Raw genomic sequence first — 16,374 nt, 5'->3', positions numbered from 1 at the left:
CTAGAGTCCGATTGAGAACATCGAGTCGAGATCATGTTTGCTATAAACGCGAAAAGCCAACATGGTCTCAGTTTTCGTAATCGCTTCGATATCGACAATTTTGTTGGTGACTAAGGTGGCCAGTTCATCATTATCTTTGACACGGGCAATGGCCACCAGGTCGTAATTGCCGCTGACAGAATACACTTCACTGATACCATCCACATCCGCCAGTGTTTCAGCAACTTGGGTAATTTTCGTACGTTCAGTTTGAATTAAAATAAATGAGGTAATCATTGGGTTCTCCAGACGGTTGCACTAGGTTATCGTTTACAAATAAGGGGATAACAAGCTCATAAATGAGTCGCGTAGTCTAACAGGCACGCTACGGTTTGCCAGATCTTGATCACTGACCGCTTCACTTTTCGCAATGATGTTATCAAAGTGTTGGCTTAATTCTTTATTTAAGGTGTGCGAGAAAATCTCAATGCCTAATTCGTAGTTTAGCCGCAGACTGCGAGGATCCAGATTAGCCGAGCCCACCAGAGAATAGTGGTCATCGACACATAGCAGTTTGCTATGACAGAACGGCGCCGGTTGATAAAAGACCTCTACATTCCACAACAATAGCTCAGTCAGCATATTTCGGTTAGCCCAATGAATATAGATGAGATTATTTTTTGCTGGCAATACGATGCGAACCCGAACACCACGCATCGATGCCGATTGTAATGATGCGATGATTTCGCGGCTGGGGATAAAGTAGGGCGTCATAATATCCACGGTGTTTTTTGCCGCTGAAATGACGCTCTGAATCGTTAACGATAAGGCATCCATCGCTTCATCAGGATCTTCCGGAATCACGCGACAGTGGTAGCTGTTTGGCTGAGGAGCCGGTGTCGGGAACAGGCAATCCATTTTTGTTTCACTGGCAATTAACCAGTCATCATAAAAAATACGAATTAAATCTTTTACAACGGGACCTTTAAAACTAAAGTGAATATCGGTGATACGTCTGGGTTGCAGCGCCAGTTGACGATGATCATCACTAATATTCATGCCACCGGCAAACGCGATAGTGTTGTCAATAATCATCAGTTTGCGGTGATTACGCATATTGATATAGATATTGGGGGGCAGAAGACGAGGGGGTGTGAATTTCGCGACTTCTATGCCCAACGCTTTTAAACGCTTTGACGGTTTTTGCCAGGAATACCACTCTCCAATGCCATCAATGATCACTTTGACTTCAACACCACGTTTGACGGCAGCAGAAAGCGCGTCAATGAATTCGGTACCTGTTTTATCGGTTTTGAGAATATAGGTGGTTAACAGAATACGTTGTTGAGCTGAGTTGATGGCTTCAATCATAGCGGGGTAGGCTTTATCACCATTATGAAAAATGCTGACATCATTACCGGCACTGAGCTTTGTACCGGTGATTCTTTCGCCAATGCTATCCAGTCCGTAGCCGTTAATATGTCGTATTGAACGTTTGGCATAACCTGACTCAAACGGAATTTTGAATAAACGACGCTTGATACTGGTGGCACGGCTGCGAACCCGGTTCACACCAAAGAAAAAATAAGCGATGGGACCACCATAGGGAATAAACAAGCAAGACATTATCCAGCCAAGTGCGGCTCGGCTGTCACGTTTGTAAAGCAAAATATGAAAAACACTATAAGCCGCTGGACCTGCATGCAATAGAACTAACAATAAAATGTAAACGATATCCATGTTGACAACCCAATGATGACAAACGTCATAGTAACGGAGTCTCACTAAGAAAACGATTCACTTCACTGAAAAACGGCCTATGCTGATGACAGAATGTGAATCAGCACATCAGCCGGTTTTTTTGCCTAAAGATTCTGCTATGATGGCTCTATATCAGTTTTTCTACCCGATTGATTTTACTATAGTAATTTAGTGTCAAAGCGGGAGGTAACTAGGCGGGGGCGCAGACAATGGAAGCACCGAAAATACCTGGCGATGAACGAGAACGTTTAGACGCTTTATTTTCTCTTGAGCTTCTGGATTCAGAACCTGAAGCAGTTTTTGATAATCTCACTCGATTGGTCGCCGATGTTTTTGACATCCCAATCGTGGCGATTTCTCTAATTGATGAATCTCGCCAGTGGTTTAAATCGATACAAGGTCTGGATGTTTGCGAAACGGGACGTGACATCTCTTTTTGTGGCCATGCCATTTATCATAAAACCCCATTGGTCGTTGAAAATACAGATGCAGATGAACGGTTCAGGGACAATCCTCTGGTCACAGGTCCACCACACATTGTTTTCTATGCTGGGGTTCCACTGCGATACAGATTTAATAATCACCAATATCTGCTGGGCACCCTATGTATCATTGATCACAAAGTCAGGACATTAAGTGAACAAGAATTAAAGCGCCTGCAGATGTTTGCCTATCAGGTGGAGTCGCTTATTGAACTTCGTTTGTCCAGTCAGCGACTAGAGCAGGCCAGCAAAGCCAAATCAGCTTTTATGGCGAATATGACACATGAGTTACGCAGTCCCATAGCCGGTGTGATTGGTATGCTGGATATATTAACCCACAGTGAGCTTACGGCAACTCAGCAACGGCACATTGAATTAGCCAGTAAAAGTGCCGACTTGTTGCTCAATATCATCAATGACATTCTTGATTTTTCCAAACTTGAAGCTAAAAAAGTCCACATTCGTGATGACATATTTAATCTGACAAAGCTATTTGAAGATGTGTTTGAAACCTTTAGTTTACGCAGCACAAAAACGGATAAAAACTATCATCTGTCGCTGGACTGGAACAAGGATTTAGTGGTCGAAGGTGATGCTACCCGCCTAGAACAGATCCTACGCAATCTATTAAGCAATGCAGATAAATTTACCCAGCATGGTCATATTCAGGTCATGGCCAGTCTTGTTGAGCAATCTGATAATGATATGACGCTATCCTGCCAGGTGATTGATAGTGGTATTGGTATTAATGCCAATCAGATAAATCGTCTGTTTGAACCCTTTGAACAAATTGACAATAGTTCATCAAAAAGCTTTGGCGGTACTGGGCTGGGCTTGGTGATCTCTAAAAAACTGTGTGAATTAATGGGTGGCAATATCACTGTTAAAAGTGAGCCGGGTAAAGGCTCTTGTTTTTGTTTCACTATCAAACTAAAACGGCTGAAAGAGACAGCGTCGACATTAACAAAAACAGAAGTTCACCAACAAGCATCATTCACTGAATCTGAGCTAGATGGTGCCCATGTTTTGATTGTAGATGACGACATTACTAACCGATCTGTACTGGAATTTTTCCTGACTCGGTTAAATGTGCAATTCACTTCAGCTGAAAATGGTGTTCAAGCAAGTCAATTACTCACTCAACTTGACGCTTATAATCCAGTACAGTTGATTTTGATGGACTGTCAAATGCCTGTGATGGACGGCTATACCACTAGTAAACAAATCCGAGAAGGTAAGTTGGGTAAGCACTGTCAGGATATACCAATCATTGCTTTAACGGCTAATGCCATGAAAGGGGACGATGAAAAATGTTTGCGAGCAGGTATGACTGATTACATGACAAAGCCTATTAAGCTCGATCAATTATTAGAAAAAATGGTGTATTGGTCTACACGCAAACATCCCCATTAGTTAAATTAATGGTTCAGTGCCTTGCTGACGTTTTACACAGGCCTGAAACAGCTCCTCATGCACTTTATCGACAGAGGTTTCAACAGGGTAAATATAGACGCGTCTTCCTATCGCTAAAAGATCATCACGTCCTTGCGTATCTTTATAAATCGACTTGATTATATTCTCAAATGTGGTCCAGTCATCGCCCTCAGTTTGTCTGATTTTTTGTATTTCATAGGCTGTTCCAGCCTGGTAGGCACAACTGGTGATTGTGTTTCGTTCAAGGTCATCCGCTGTGGCTAGTGATGAGGTCAGGCATAGCATTATCAGGCAATAAACGTATTTCATCTGAGTTATCCCCTAAATGATTATTATCATAGTGAGTTATTGATTCTAATAGAAAATGAGAGAAACCGGCTGTTTTTCGTGACTGAAAAAATACGATCAAGGTTTGTCAGAGACAGCTTTTATGTGATAACAAGGAAGTGTGTTTTGACTCGGAGCAATTAGCATGAGTAGAGAAACAGAAAAAAGCATGATTGTTCTCGCCCGGCATCGCCTGAAATGGTTAAAAGTCGCGTTAGCCGGAAGGAATGCCGATTTAAATCTTGTTCAAAATACATTTCACCAATTAACAGGGTTAACCAGCCTGCGATTTGTTCAGGATAACGGGCTCAGTGATGAAACGATAAGAGAGTTGGCCATCATTGATAACCTGGCGACGCTGAATGTGCAACAGCAACATCCTGAAGTACTGGACAAGCTCTCCAAAGAAGCCCAGGAATTATCGAAATACTTAGATATGCCTGCACGCGACTTACTGGATTTATTGTTTAAACAAGGTGCTCGTTTTCATAATCAGGATGCTATTTCGGTTGCATTACATCGCGGTTTGATTAGTGATATCCATCATGAAGCGGAAGCCTATGCACGCCTCCAAGCCAGAGAGTGCCGAAGCGAAAAGTAAATCGCTACGATCAATGATTGACAAGCAAAGACGACCGGTCGCATTATGCGGTTATGAGCACACAAAAACAGATTAAAAAAGAACAAATCCTCAATCAGGGGATTGAGTTACTGATGCGAAATGGTTATCACGGCACCGGTATCAAATTGATATTAGATACCGTTCAGGTGCCCAAAGGCTCGTTCTATAGCTACTTTGAAAGTAAAGAAAACTTCACAGCAGAAGCCATTCGTCACTACATCGCCCCCTTTATCGCACGGCTACAATCTTTCCTGAACAAAACAGACTTAAATGGTCACGAGGCTATCAAAGCCTACTTTGAATCACTTATCGAGGATCTGGAGCAGTCAGATTACAGTGGTGGCTGCCTATTAGGCGATATGATGGGGGAAATCAGCTGTGCCAGTGAGTTATGCCGACAAACATTGTTAGCTGCGGTGAGTGACTATTGCCAATTACTCGAACAGGGCCTGGGCGAAGCACAGCAGAGCGGTATTCTTCGTCAGGATATTACACCAGAGGTAATGGCAAAACTGTTATTTGATCAATGGCAAGGCGCATTACTACAGATGAAAATCGAAAAGTCGACGCAAGCATTAAAACGCTGCTTGACGCTATTACTTGATGATTATTTTATTCAACACTAAACGTTGAATTTTTTTGAACCTAAATAAAGACGACCGGTCATGTTTAATGAGGTGAAATCATGAATAAGTATATTATCGAACGCGAGATTCCAGGGGCAGGTGAGCTAACAGTCAATGAACTTGACCAGATAAGCGATAAATCCTGTTCTGTTTTGCGAGAAATGGGGCCTGAGATAGAGTGGGTGGAAAGTTATGTCACCGATAACAAAATCTATTGTGTTTACAAGGCAGAAAATAAAGACTTAATCTTGCGTCATGCTGAACAAGGTGGTTTCCCAGCAAATGTCATCTCAGAAGTTAAAAATACAATAAAACCCAAATCTTGAGATAACGAAGACACCCTAATTGAAGGGGAGAGAAATGAAAAACAAAACAAAAGCTTATATAAGCGGCATCAGTATCGTACTTAGCAGCATGCTGGCAGTGAACGTTTATGCGGATGACTATCGGTTAAAACAAGTCTCAGATGGTATTTTTTACCATCAGGGAGCACAAGAGGATGCCAATCAACATAATAAAGGCGAAATCGCGAATACCGGTTTCATTGTCGGAGACAAGTGTATTGCCGTAGTGGATAGCGGTGGCAGTTATCTTGAGGGTAAAGCGTTATTTGAAGCCATTCGTGTAAAAAGTGATTTGCCAATCTGTTATGTCATTAATACCCATGCCCATCCCGATCATTTTCTAGGCAATGCGGCATTTAAAGACACCGGAGCCACTTTTATTGGTAATGACAAAATGCCAGCCGCTATCGAATCCCGAAAAGCATTCTATGAAACACGCTTCAGCGACATTCTGGGGGAATATTACAAAGGCACAGAGTTTATTGAACCAACACGACTGGTCAGTGTGGATAAACCTCTCACCATCGATTTAGGTGGGCGAGAACTGGTACTAAACAGTTATCCCACCTCACATACAGATAATGACCTGACCGTGCTGGATAAAAACACCAAGACCTTGTGGACCGGCGATCTATTATTCGTCAAACGTATTCCTGCCCTTGATGGCAGTATTAATGGTTGGCTGGCCACGATCGAAAAGCTGAAAGCCATGCAATTAAACGCCGTTATTCCCGGGCACGGTCCTGCTCAATATCAGGACTGGCAACACGCTTTTGATGTTGAAGAACATTATTTCTCAACGATTCGTCAGCAAATCAGAGCCATCATTAATGATATGGGAACCATCAACGAAGCAACCGAATCTGTCGGCCTGAGTGAGAAGGGTAAGTGGCTGTTATTCGACGACTATCATAAACGCAATATCACAGCCGCTTTTACTGAACTGGAATGGGAATAACCGAATGAACACATTATTTAAAAATATCGGGCTTGCTGCTTTATTGAGCTTATTTTTGTTGCCAGCTTTGTGCATGGCCGCTGATGAGCCTCAGGAGCAATGGCAAACCCTTAAAGAAATCTATTTTGAAAATAAAACGATTTTAGAAGATGCCGATGACTGGTTAGTGATCGAAGCACCAAAAAGAGCTGAAGACGCGGCGATAGTGCCAATCCATCTCTATTCAAAGAAACCGCAAACCGCCAGTTCTTATATCAAAAATCTGCATGTATTTATTGATAATAATCCAATGCCATATTCAGCTAACTTCCATTTGTCGCCTGCATTAGAAACGGTGGATATTTCTACTCGTATGCGCGTGGATCAATACACCTATATCCGAGCCATAGCAGAGATGAACGATGGCAGCCTGCACATGGTGAAGCGTTTTGTAAAAGCTTCGGGTGGTTGTAGTGCGCCAGCAGCAAAAGATCAGGTCGCAGCCATGGCGAGACTGGGCAAAATGCAGATTCGTTATCGTGATGGAGACCCTGATGAAGCGAAACCAGTTCAGGTGGTCATCAGTCATCCTAACAATAGCGGTCTGCAGATGGACTTAAAAACCCGTGGTTATATTCCGGCACATTATGTCGAAAAAATGCAGATTACGCTGGATGGTAAGGTGTTGATGACCATTGATACTGGCATATCGATTAGTGAAGATCCCAGCATGCGTTTTATGCTGCCAGCCGGGAAAGCAGGGCATGGTTTGTTGAAAGCAGAAGTAACCGATAATAAAAAGCAGATCTATACGATAGAAAAGCAGATTTAATAGTGTTCTGACTGACAGGGATGTCAGTCAGTGAATGGATATTTCCAGTTGATTTGTTCAGCTGGCATCATTTGATCGACACTCAAACGAATCATGCCGGTTGGATCGCTGGCCGGTCCGATAACCACATAACGTCGGCCAGATTCGGTATAACCTATGCCTCGTGCCGGATTAAATTCAGTAATCGGACTGCTGTTACGTAAAGTAAATGGAAGCAGCTCATCTTCTTCATCAGCAGGCTTGAATGGAGGCACGGTTTCAGGACGTTGACGCAGCCCAACAAAAATTTCCTCACCACTTGGCAGAATCAGAATATTCCAGTGATAAAGCGTCATCACCGTATCAGCAGCATTTGTCATTTATTCAGCAACTTCATGGCGATGAGATAAAAAATACCTAGGGCAATCTTCAGGTTTGAGTGGTGGACTATGATAATAGCCTTGAAAGATATCACAGCCCATCTCAAGCAAGGCTTCACGTTGTTCTTTTGTTTCCACGTATTCTGCGACCACAGAGACTTTTTGAGCTTTACCTAAAGCACTGATGGTGCGAATGATATCGGCGTTAGTTGAATTGGTTAGAACATCACGTGTAATCGATCCATCAATCTTAATCGCATTTACTTTAAAGCGACGCATATGTAACAGTGAGGAATACCCCATGCCAAAATCATCCATAGCCAGGTGAATACCTATATCACTGATTTCTTGTAATATTTTCTCAACTTGCTGTGAATCAGAAATTTCTGATGACTCGGTAATTTCCAGCTCAATTTCTTCAGGATGAAGTCCGTATTTAGTCACACAGCCCGATAAAAAAGTCGGTAAAGCATTATCACTCAGTTGCAGTGGAGAGATATTGATGGCCATTGTCAGATTCTGGTGGCCTAAAGCATTCCATTTCGCCTTAGCGATACAGCAGTGTTCGAATACCCAACGACCTAATTTATTAATATCACCACTATCTTCAGCCAACATGACTAGCATCGCCGGAGACACAAAACCATATCTTGGATGCGTCCAGCGAACCAGTGCTTCAACCCCAACAATATGACCTGCACGATGATGTTTGGGTTGGTAAACAACCGTTAATTCATCATGGTAAATTGCTTGACGCAAGTCATAGACCAGATCTCTGGCAATCATTCCAACCTTGTCTTGCCTGCTGATAATTTGTTGTTTGGTTTGGCCATTATGAATAATGGTGTTAGTGGCCTCTTCAAAAGCCAATTGCTCTTGCTGATGTCTGTATATTTCGGCTTTGCGAACAAAAGGTAAATAGAGCAGTGTACTGATACTGATTGTCAACAATTGTAGCGCGACCCCATACCATGACTCAGTCAGTAACCACGCAGACAAAATGGGCGGTGTCGTCCAGGTCACACTGCCTGGATTCACTACATGCACCAAGCCTGATTGAAAAGCCAGTAATGAGATAGTCATTAAAGACAAAGGCACCATAAAAAAGGGAATTAAATAGCGTGGGTTGAGAACAATGGGTAAACCGTAAATGAGAATATCATTGATATTAAACAAACTAGGGATGATCGAAATTTTGGCGACTTTATTTTGCATGCCACGGCGTGTCGTGATCAAAATAGCAATCACTAAACCTAGCGTGGCGCCAGAGCCACCTATCAAAACAAAACTGTCATAAACAGGCCGTGTCACCCAATCAGCACTGATAGCAGCAACATCATGAATAAAAAACGCCCCGTCATGGTAAGACTGAATAGCGATACCACCATGAACGCCAATAAACCATAAACCCTGGTTAACCAATACCGTTAGCGTGCTTAATATCCATGCGCCATAACCCTCAGCTTGAGCCCAATGCGTGAGGCCATCGTACACATCAGGAAAGTCAGGTAATAAGTTTATAAATGCTGCCACTACAAAAAAGAAAACCCCGACAATAACAATGGTCGGGGTCAGGCGCATCGCATTATAAAATGCGGTGTCAGATTCAACAGATAAGTGTAATAAATCCAGCAGCCGTTTATGGGTTAACCAACAGATCATTTCAGCCGTTGCAATCCCTAAAATGACAGCCAGTACCATCGATTCTATGCTGAACTCGATAGCAGAATATCCAAGCAAGCTAGTCACGATAATGTAATTAATAGCCGCACTGATAGCGACCATTAATGGTGTCGGCATATCACTTTCATTGTTATTGTTACTATTGAGTCTGTAGACCAATTGCACTGAAATAATGGCTGTCAAAGCCAAGGCAAAAAAGCTAAAGGTCAGCTCACTGATACTGAGTAGTGGGGTTTTCCATGAAGCACCAAACAGCGAGCTCATCAATTGTTGGTAGGCAGGCCATGGCAGATAAATAAGTAAATCCAATGTCACCCGTAGAAATGTCAACGGCAGTAATGAAACAAAACTATTACGTGTAGCTACTATCCATAACAGCATTCGTTGTTTCAATATGCTTCTCCCTAAAGACATTTATAAAATTTTTCCAATTGAAACATATACACTAATAAAAGGCAGTGAATCGCTTCATAAATTTATATAAATCATAACCTAAGCGTGATGATCTAATCTTGTTTTTATCTGTTGATAAATGTATCACATGCTTCAACATTACCCGTGTCATAACCGGTTTTAAACCATTTAACCCGTTGTGCCGAGCTACCATGGGTAAAGGCATCGGGTCTAACAACTCCAGTCGCTTGTTTTTGTAAAGTATCATCCCCGATAGCACTCGCTGCTGTTAGGCCTTCCTCCAGATCACCGGCTTCCAGCAATTGTCTTGATTCATTAGCATAATGTGCCCAGATACCGGCAAAGCAATCGGCCTGTAACTCTTGTTTGACAGAGAGTTTATTCCATTCCACCTGACTCATTTTGCTACGAGCGGCGTTTACTTGTTGTGAAATGCCTAATAAGGTCTGGATGTGATGTCCTACCTCATGGGCAATGACATACGCCTGGGCGAAATCGCCAGGGGCTTTGAACTGATTCTTTAGTTGGTCATAAAAACTCAAGTCAATGTAAACCTGTTGATCAGCTGGACAATAAAACGGGCCCATCGCTGATTGTGCAGAACCACAAGCCGAGTTCACCACACCACGAAACAAAACCAGTTTGGGAGGGGTGTAATGTTGACCATTTTCTTTAAATATCGCTGACCAGGTATCTTCGGTATCCGCAAGAACCACAGAAACAAACTCGACACGTTCTTTTTCTTCAACTGTTTCCTGTAGAGGTTCGGATGAGGAGACAGTAGGTGCCGAAGAGGGCATACCGAGAAGGGATAACAGTACAGGTAAATTACCTGTCAATGCTGCTAATACAACAATGCCAACCAGTAATAATGCGGTGCCTTTGAAGCCGAGTAATCTAAACACGGCGGGTAATAATCGAATAATGCCACCAGAGCCTCCACGAACCCCTGAAACACGTTGACTTCGACGGTCATCAATATTGCTACTTCTTCGGTTACCGCGCCATTTCATTTTCGTGTCCTTGATAGAAGGGTATAGGGTTACACAGTGTTGATATTACGACATTTCGGATATTGACTACAGCCCCAGAAAAACTGGCCAGCACGGTCACCTTTTTTGCTTTGACGTTTCACCATCTTATGACCACAGCGTGAACATATCGGAGCATCTGTCAGCTTACGTTCAACTAATTTCTTAACATGGGCCACGTGTTCTCTGTTTGTTTTCAGGCTAGGTGAAAGCCGACCAGACTCAATCTGTGATATGAGGTTTTCTTTCTCTGCCAAGTTGATAACTGGATTGGTTTTAGACTTGATATAGCGGACATAACCCAGACCATAAGTGACATTGTCTGGCATGGGCGTTTTAAACTCACTGCCACCAATGAAAACGATCACAGAAAAGACTTGTTGGTCTGTTAAGTCGAGTAAAGTCTGAAGTGTTTTGATGTGTTTGTGATTTTGATGCAGTGGATTCTGAAAAGTATATTTTTGCTTATAGATTTGCTGAGTCCAGTTTTTTTGAGAGGCATTACCGAATATCCAGCCGTGAGTATTTTTTGTTTCCAACACAAAAACGCCATAAACCGAGACGATAATGTGATCAATCTGAGTGGTGCCATCTTCGGTGGGCAGGGTCACGTTTTTGATTAAATGATAATGCTGTTTATCGAGTTGCCATCGGGCGATGACATTGACCAGGAACTCACCCATGAGACCTTTGAACCAGGCTGAACGCAGGATAGCCAGACAGAAAAATAAAGGAATGAAATACCAGAAAGACAGTAATGACGTGTAGAGCGGAGTGAAGTCCATTTCAGCACCTTGGATTGAGTCGCCAAGCGCTAACAATGCACAATATTTTATTGGGAAACAAGTACTGATTCTGCAAAGAGGAATTTTTCTTGGTGGGTGCTGAGGGGTTCGAACCCCCGACCCTCGCCTTGTAAGGGCGATGCTCTCCCAGCTGAGCTAAGCACCCCAAGAAAGCGTGGCATTCTACAACATCTTTTTCAGATTTGCTCGAAAAAAATAAAGAAATTGTTATATTTATTTGGTGGCTTCAACAGCAATGCAGATAAGTGATTGATTCACCGTTTAAAGCACACCTAAAACCATTTTTTCCAACGAAACAAAAATAATAACAATACGGCCACCACACAGAGAATCACGATCACATCAGTAAAAGCATGACTGTCATTGGCACCAGGGATACCACCCACATTAATACCTAATAATCCCGTCACAAAGCCTAAGGGAAGAAACACGGCTGCAATCACCGATAAAACATACATACGGGAATTAAGTTGTTCAGACGTTTTACTGTGCAGCTCTTCCTGAACTAGTACGGCACGTTCACGCACCGCATCCAGGTTTTCAATATAACGAATCAGGGTGTCACTGATTTCATGGATTTGAAGACGATCATAATCTGATAACCAGGATATCTTTTCCAGTGTCAGACGAGCCAGGGCATCTCTTTCCGGGGCTAAATACCGGTGCATTTTAATTACCTGACGACGTAAATTGGCAATATCGTTGTGCAAGTTTTCCGTATCATCCACTAAGACAGCATCTTCATAATCGGCAATCGTATCTTCGAAACCGGCAATGGTTTCTGACATACCATCAACGGTCAGATCCACTAACTTGATGAGAAACTCTGCACTGTTCTTAGGGCCAATGCCTCTGCTCAGTAATTTATCCAGTTCGGCAGCCGAAGAGGACATTTCACGACGAGTGGTGACGATAATACGGGGAGCAATCCACACCCGAATCGAAATCATATCGTCCGAGCGGGCATCCTGATAATGATTAATCCCTCGTAACGACATCAACAAACCATCATTAATGGAGGTAGTACGTGGTCGTGTTTCTTCTTCTAATAGGGCATTAGCGATCACACCATCCAATCCGGACTGTTCAAGTAGCCAACGTTCAGCATCAGGATGCGTGTAGTCAAAATGCAGCCAGAGAAGGCCATCTTCAGCCTGCCATTGCGGCAGATCAGTCACATTGAGACGGGTACTTCCACCCTCACCGTTGAGTAAATGGGCAAAGGCTAAACCTGAAGGGTTGGACATGACAAAGGCGTTCCCATGCAATTAAAAAAATTGAGCTTAGCATAACAAGAGTGGGGCATTGCCAGTATTTCAGCCAGATGATTTTCTCAATATTCGGACAATAAAAAAGGGAGTCAATGATGTCATTGACTCCCTTTCAGGCTAAATAGCAAAGCTGATTAGCGAAGAGTTCTGCTGAACAGATTTAACGCCAGTTGATAGCCGATTTGTGCGGTTTGTGCATCATAACGACCACCATCACCCTCATCACGCATAAAGGCATGTTCAGCATTAAATTCATGCCAGGTGAAGGTAATATCGGTTGCTTTTAATTCCTGATAGATTTTTAACAAACCATCAGCAGGTACATGATTATCCTGTTTACCCCAAATCATTAATAACTCGCCTTTAATGTCATCAAGGCGCTCCATACTGTGTTGGCCGGGTTTGTTTGGAATTTTTTGGATATGTAAATCCGTCGCGTAGAAACACGCTGTGCCTTTAACTTCAGGTTGTAAAGCTGCACGGAAAGCCAGGTGACCACCAATGCAATAACCCATGGCACCAATATGCCCATTGCACCAAGGTTGGGTTTTTACAAACTCAATCATGGCAACATTATCAGAGTCATAACCCTGAACATCTTTCGCTTCTTTATCCGCATTACCTTTATCACGACCAGCGTCGTCATAGCCTAATACGGTGCCGATAGGGTTCAGCTCATGGAAAACTTCGGGCACTAATACAGCATAACCATGGCTTGCCATCAGTCTTGCTGCACGTTCAATCGGGCCAGTCTGTTGGAAAATTTCAGAGTAGAACAAAATCACCGGGTAGCTACCTTCACCGACCGGACGGTGAATATAAGTACGCATAACGCCAGTAGGTGTATCAAGATCGACAAAGTGGCTTTGAATTTTCATAGTAGGCTCGCTAGATTGCTTGAATGTCTGAAGAATGAAAGGAGGCTATTGTACAAGAAGTCGTTTGCTTCATCATCGCTGTATTTATCCGCAAATTGAAAAGCATCATTCAGCACCTCCATACTTAAGTTTTGTATTCATATTAAAAAAATGAAAAATAGTTAATATTTAAAAAGTCAGGGTAAAAACCTCCCGATGCGGCTAAGCAAGCTGTCATTTTTTATAAATGGATTAATCTTTGTAAATTTAGGATTTTTTCCTATATTTACTCAAGGTAATGCGTAGTAAATTTACGTTACCTTATGTGAAATTTTGTGAACATGCACGCAGAGTTTACCCAGAACTTGTGGTTAGCCATGTTACTGCAAACCTCGACAAAACATAAGGCAGGCACAATCCGGCAGCTTAATGTAAAAGGGGAGCAGGCAATTGAGTGACATAGCCCTACACTACGAATCAGACGTCAGTATTCTGGGTAATCTTAATGCAACGCGTGACTCCATCGTCACTGAACTTTACCGTGCACACAATAGCTGGTTATTAGGCTGGCTGAGAAAAAAACTCGGTTGCAGCTTTGATGCAGCTGACTTGATGCAAGATACCTTTTCCAAAATTTTGCAAAAAGACGATCTGACCAGTATCAAAGAGCCTCGTGCCTATCTCACCACGGTGGCCCACGGCCTGATGGTCAATCATGTTCGTCGCCGGGATATTGAAAGGGCCTACCTTGACGCTTTAGAAAATATGCCAGAAGTCGAAGTCCCTTCACCTGAGTCACTCAATATTATGGTGGAGACTTTAGCTAAGATAGATGAAATGCTCGATGGCTTACCTACTCAGGTTCGTAGTGCCTTTTTATGGTGTCAGCTCGAAGGTCTTTCACACGCAGAAATTGCATCGAGATTATCGGTTTCAGTCAGCTCGGTTAGACAGTACATTGCCAAGGCATTGCTGCATTGTTTAAACATGAATAGTTAAAAAATTTTTTCATGGCCCGTTCTAATAAAGATGCTATCTATGAGGCGACCAACTGGTTTGTTGAGCTGACTTCTGGTGAAGCCACAGATGCAGACCAGAAACAATGGCAAAGATGGCTAAATGCCTCTCCAGAAAACAGACACGCATGGGAACAAGTTGAAGCTATTACCAACTGTTTTATGGGGCTGGATTCAAAAACCAGTATCACCGTATTAAATCGTCCGATTGATACCAAAGACATCAAATCACAGGAACGTCGCCAAGTCATTAAAACCCTCAGTCTTATGCTGGCTGCTGGATCGGCAGGGTGGTATGGCTATAAACAAAAGCCTTGGTATCTATTAATGTCAGATTATTCAACGGCAGTAGGTGAAATTAAACGCCTCACCTTAGAAGATGGCAGTCTACTTGTTTTAAATACTGATACCAAGGTAGCTATTGATTTTAATGACCGAGCTAGAACAATCAGGTTACTGCAGGGTGAAATCTACATTGAAACGGCACAGGAGCAAGACCGGAATTATCGTCCTTTTAGTGTAGTGACTGATCACGGTACGGTAACAGCATTAGGCACTAAATTTAGCACTCGACTTAAGTCTAAACACAGCTCTGTCAGTGTGTATCAGGATGCGGTAGAAGTCAGACCTTGTGATGATTTAGACAATAACGTTGTGGTCAATGCGGGTGAATTGGTCACATTCAATACGGCTTTTTCTCAGCAGAAGAAGCTCATAGATAGGGCATCGATGGCATGGATAAATGGGTTTATTATCGCCGATAAAATGTCATTGGCTGACTTTGTTGATCATCTATCACGTTACCACTCAGGCATCATACGTTGTGATCCTGCTGTTGCTGATTTAACTATCTCAGGCGCGTTCCCAGTCAATGATATAAATGCCGCCTTAACCAGCACCAGTGAAGTCTTATCAATACGAATAGAACGCTATACCCGCTATTTTGTGATGATTAAACCGGCCTGACACATCAAAATAAGTTGGAGAGAGACTTGAATACAACAAATAAAAATAGTGTTAATAAACAAGTGAATACACTCACAACCGCACACATCTTAAGTGTTGCTTTGATATGGAGTGATGCAAGTTAATTATGGCTACCTCAACTATTCAATCGTTTAGTCAAACCTATGAAAATCACCATAGTTGGATCTATAGCTGGCTATGTAAAAAATTGGCCTCGCATCATGATGCCGCTGATTTGACGCAAGATACGTTCGTCAAAGTATTACAGAAAGACATGCCGGAAGATATTATCGAACCGCGTGCTTATTTAACTAAGATTGCCCATGATTTGATGGTTAATTTTTACCGTCGAAAGTCATTAGAACAGGCCTATATAGAAGCCATCAGCCAACTGCCTGAGGCTATTACGCCAAGTAGCGAAGAAAGATTACTTTTATTAGAAACCTTGCAAGAAATTGACGAAATGCTCACTACATTGCCAGATCATGTCAGAGAGACCTTTCTACTGTCACAACTTGACGGCATGCGATATAAAGAGATTGCTGCCAAGTTAAACGTTACCGAGCGTACCGTTAAACGCTACATGGCACTTGCCTTTACCCACTGCCTCACTTTCGCTGCTTAACG

At 42.6% G+C, this 16,374-nt stretch carries 18 protein-coding genes and 1 tRNA gene; 9 read left to right on the top strand and 10 right to left on the bottom strand.

Going from position 1 to position 16,374, the window contains the following annotated elements:
• Together MAMP_RS06760 and MAMP_RS06755 are read right to left on the bottom strand one after the other, a co-directional pair.
• Window positions 1-276 carry an Lrp/AsnC family transcriptional regulator gene (locus MAMP_RS06760; RefSeq protein WP_007145268.1) on the bottom strand — a complete coding sequence of 92 codons (276 nt, stop codon included), beginning with the start codon at window positions 274-276 and terminating at the stop codon, window positions 1-3.
• Window positions 277-309: 33 nt separating this feature from the next.
• Window positions 310-1,719, bottom strand: a complete 1,410-nt coding sequence (locus MAMP_RS06755) for a phospholipase D-like domain-containing protein (protein ID WP_007145267.1) — start codon at window positions 1,717-1,719, stop codon at window positions 310-312.
• 230 nt (window positions 1,720-1,949) lie between these two features.
• On the opposite strand from MAMP_RS06755, the gene MAMP_RS06750 reads away from it, so the two are divergent.
• Complete coding sequence (locus MAMP_RS06750) at window positions 1,950-3,635, top strand: GAF domain-containing hybrid sensor histidine kinase/response regulator (protein WP_007145265.1); 1,686 nt, start codon at window positions 1,950-1,952, stop codon at window positions 3,633-3,635.
• Here the strand turns inward: MAMP_RS06750 and MAMP_RS06745 are convergent, their stop codons facing one another.
• Window positions 3,636-3,965 (bottom strand): hypothetical protein, encoded by a 330-nt coding sequence (locus MAMP_RS06745; RefSeq protein WP_007145264.1) that lies wholly within the window; start codon window positions 3,963-3,965, stop codon window positions 3,636-3,638.
• 163 nt (window positions 3,966-4,128) lie between these two features.
• Here MAMP_RS06745 and MAMP_RS06740 point away from each other — a divergent pair, with 163 nt between their 5' ends.
• The 5 genes from MAMP_RS06740 to MAMP_RS06720 are packed head-to-tail and all read left to right on the top strand — an operon-like array spanning window position 4,129 to window position 7,344.
• The gene (locus MAMP_RS06740; RefSeq protein WP_007145263.1) at window positions 4,129-4,584 is read left to right on the top strand and encodes a hypothetical protein; all 456 of its coding nucleotides are present in this window, start codon (window positions 4,129-4,131) and stop codon (window positions 4,582-4,584) included.
• Window positions 4,585-4,637: 53 nt separating this feature from the next.
• Window positions 4,638-5,231, top strand: a complete 594-nt coding sequence (locus tag MAMP_RS06735) for a TetR/AcrR family transcriptional regulator (RefSeq protein WP_007145262.1) — start codon at window positions 4,638-4,640, stop codon at window positions 5,229-5,231.
• Window positions 5,232-5,290: 59 nt separating this feature from the next.
• Window positions 5,291-5,557, top strand: coding sequence for a DUF4242 domain-containing protein (locus MAMP_RS06730; protein WP_007145261.1), 267 nt, complete (start codon window positions 5,291-5,293; stop codon window positions 5,555-5,557).
• 34 nt (window positions 5,558-5,591) lie between these two features.
• Window positions 5,592-6,533 carry a quinoprotein relay system zinc metallohydrolase 2 gene (locus tag MAMP_RS06725; protein WP_007145260.1) on the top strand — a complete coding sequence of 314 codons (942 nt, stop codon included), beginning with the start codon at window positions 5,592-5,594 and terminating at the stop codon, window positions 6,531-6,533.
• A 4-nt stretch (window positions 6,534-6,537) separates the two neighbouring features.
• Window positions 6,538-7,344 carry a quinoprotein dehydrogenase-associated SoxYZ-like carrier gene (locus tag MAMP_RS06720; RefSeq protein ID WP_007145259.1) on the top strand — a complete coding sequence of 269 codons (807 nt, stop codon included), beginning with the start codon at window positions 6,538-6,540 and terminating at the stop codon, window positions 7,342-7,344.
• Window positions 7,345-7,367: 23 nt separating this feature from the next.
• Here the strand turns inward: MAMP_RS06720 and MAMP_RS06715 are convergent, their stop codons facing one another.
• The 7 genes from MAMP_RS06715 to MAMP_RS06685 all read right to left on the bottom strand — a co-directional run bounded on the left by MAMP_RS06715 (window position 7,368) and on the right by MAMP_RS06685 (window position 13,786).
• The gene (locus tag MAMP_RS06715) at window positions 7,368-7,703 is read right to left on the bottom strand and encodes a hypothetical protein (RefSeq protein ID WP_007145258.1); all 336 of its coding nucleotides are present in this window, start codon (window positions 7,701-7,703) and stop codon (window positions 7,368-7,370) included.
• The gene (locus MAMP_RS06710) at window positions 7,704-9,779 is read right to left on the bottom strand and encodes an EAL domain-containing protein (protein ID WP_007145257.1); all 2,076 of its coding nucleotides are present in this window, start codon (window positions 9,777-9,779) and stop codon (window positions 7,704-7,706) included. It abuts the gene before it with no gap.
• 125 nt (window positions 9,780-9,904) lie between these two features.
• On the bottom strand, window positions 9,905-10,813 hold the full coding sequence (ypfJ, locus tag MAMP_RS06705) for a KPN_02809 family neutral zinc metallopeptidase (RefSeq protein ID WP_007145256.1): 909 nt from the start codon (window positions 10,811-10,813) through the stop codon (window positions 9,905-9,907).
• A gap of 29 nt (window positions 10,814-10,842) precedes the next feature.
• On the bottom strand, window positions 10,843-11,616 hold the full coding sequence (locus MAMP_RS06700) for a nuclease-related domain-containing protein (RefSeq protein WP_007145255.1): 774 nt from the start codon (window positions 11,614-11,616) through the stop codon (window positions 10,843-10,845).
• 90 nt (window positions 11,617-11,706) lie between these two features.
• Window positions 11,707-11,782, bottom strand: a tRNA-Val gene (locus tag MAMP_RS06695).
• Between the two features lie 127 nt (window positions 11,783-11,909).
• Complete coding sequence (locus MAMP_RS06690) at window positions 11,910-12,884, bottom strand: zinc transporter ZntB (protein WP_007145254.1); 975 nt, start codon at window positions 12,882-12,884, stop codon at window positions 11,910-11,912.
• A 158-nt stretch (window positions 12,885-13,042) separates the two neighbouring features.
• Window positions 13,043-13,786 (bottom strand): dienelactone hydrolase family protein, encoded by a 744-nt coding sequence (locus MAMP_RS06685; protein WP_007145253.1) that lies wholly within the window; start codon window positions 13,784-13,786, stop codon window positions 13,043-13,045.
• 429 nt (window positions 13,787-14,215) lie between these two features.
• Between MAMP_RS06685 and MAMP_RS06680 the strand changes: the two genes are divergently transcribed.
• The 3 genes from MAMP_RS06680 (at window position 14,216) to MAMP_RS06670 (ending at window position 16,372) form a co-directional block, all read left to right on the top strand.
• On the top strand, window positions 14,216-14,764 hold the full coding sequence (locus MAMP_RS06680; RefSeq protein WP_007145251.1) for a sigma-70 family RNA polymerase sigma factor: 549 nt from the start codon (window positions 14,216-14,218) through the stop codon (window positions 14,762-14,764).
• An 11-nt stretch (window positions 14,765-14,775) separates the two neighbouring features.
• A complete protein-coding gene (locus tag MAMP_RS06675; protein WP_007145250.1) occupies window positions 14,776-15,747 on the top strand; it encodes a FecR domain-containing protein in 972 nt (323 codons plus the stop codon).
• Between the two features lie 127 nt (window positions 15,748-15,874).
• Window positions 15,875-16,372 (top strand): sigma-70 family RNA polymerase sigma factor, encoded by a 498-nt coding sequence (locus MAMP_RS06670; RefSeq protein ID WP_007145249.1) that lies wholly within the window; start codon window positions 15,875-15,877, stop codon window positions 16,370-16,372.
• The last annotated feature ends 2 nt before the right edge of the window (window positions 16,373-16,374 follow it).

The sequence above is a fragment of the Methylophaga thalassica MP genome (assembly GCF_000214595.1).
Lineage (GTDB): Bacteria > Pseudomonadota > Gammaproteobacteria > Nitrosococcales > Methylophagaceae > Methylophaga > Methylophaga thalassica.
The sequence above is the reverse complement of the archived record's forward strand: the minus strand, read 5'-3'. Positions and strand labels throughout refer to the sequence as shown.

What these genes read in the sequence shown, in the direction of transcription:
- MAMP_RS06700 (WP_007145255.1), bottom strand. Translation starts at nt 11,616, where the DNA reads ATGGACTTCACTCCGCTCTACACGTCATTACTGTCTTTCTGGTATTTC.
- MAMP_RS06760 (WP_007145268.1), bottom strand. Translation starts at nt 276, where the DNA reads ATGATTACCTCATTTATTTTAATTCAAACTGAACGTACGAAAATTACC.
- MAMP_RS06670 (WP_007145249.1), top strand. Translation starts at nt 15,875, where the DNA reads ATGGCTACCTCAACTATTCAATCGTTTAGTCAAACCTATGAAAATCAC.
- MAMP_RS06745 (WP_007145264.1), bottom strand. Translation starts at nt 3,965, where the DNA reads ATGAAATACGTTTATTGCCTGATAATGCTATGCCTGACCTCATCACTA.
- MAMP_RS06720 (WP_007145259.1), top strand. Translation starts at nt 6,538, where the DNA reads ATGAACACATTATTTAAAAATATCGGGCTTGCTGCTTTATTGAGCTTA.
- MAMP_RS06730 (WP_007145261.1), top strand. Translation starts at nt 5,291, where the DNA reads ATGAATAAGTATATTATCGAACGCGAGATTCCAGGGGCAGGTGAGCTA.
- ypfJ (WP_007145256.1), bottom strand. Translation starts at nt 10,813, where the DNA reads ATGAAATGGCGCGGTAACCGAAGAAGTAGCAATATTGATGACCGTCGA.
- MAMP_RS06740 (WP_007145263.1), top strand. Translation starts at nt 4,129, where the DNA reads ATGAGTAGAGAAACAGAAAAAAGCATGATTGTTCTCGCCCGGCATCGC.
- MAMP_RS06675 (WP_007145250.1), top strand. Translation starts at nt 14,776, where the DNA reads ATGGCCCGTTCTAATAAAGATGCTATCTATGAGGCGACCAACTGGTTT.
- MAMP_RS06690 (WP_007145254.1), bottom strand. Translation starts at nt 12,884, where the DNA reads ATGTCCAACCCTTCAGGTTTAGCCTTTGCCCATTTACTCAACGGTGAG.
- MAMP_RS06750 (WP_007145265.1), top strand. Translation starts at nt 1,950, where the DNA reads ATGGAAGCACCGAAAATACCTGGCGATGAACGAGAACGTTTAGACGCT.
- MAMP_RS06715 (WP_007145258.1), bottom strand. Translation starts at nt 7,703, where the DNA reads ATGACAAATGCTGCTGATACGGTGATGACGCTTTATCACTGGAATATT.
- MAMP_RS06755 (WP_007145267.1), bottom strand. Translation starts at nt 1,719, where the DNA reads ATGGATATCGTTTACATTTTATTGTTAGTTCTATTGCATGCAGGTCCA.
- MAMP_RS06725 (WP_007145260.1), top strand. Translation starts at nt 5,592, where the DNA reads ATGAAAAACAAAACAAAAGCTTATATAAGCGGCATCAGTATCGTACTT.
- MAMP_RS06735 (WP_007145262.1), top strand. Translation starts at nt 4,638, where the DNA reads ATGAGCACACAAAAACAGATTAAAAAAGAACAAATCCTCAATCAGGGG.
- MAMP_RS06685 (WP_007145253.1), bottom strand. Translation starts at nt 13,786, where the DNA reads ATGAAAATTCAAAGCCACTTTGTCGATCTTGATACACCTACTGGCGTT.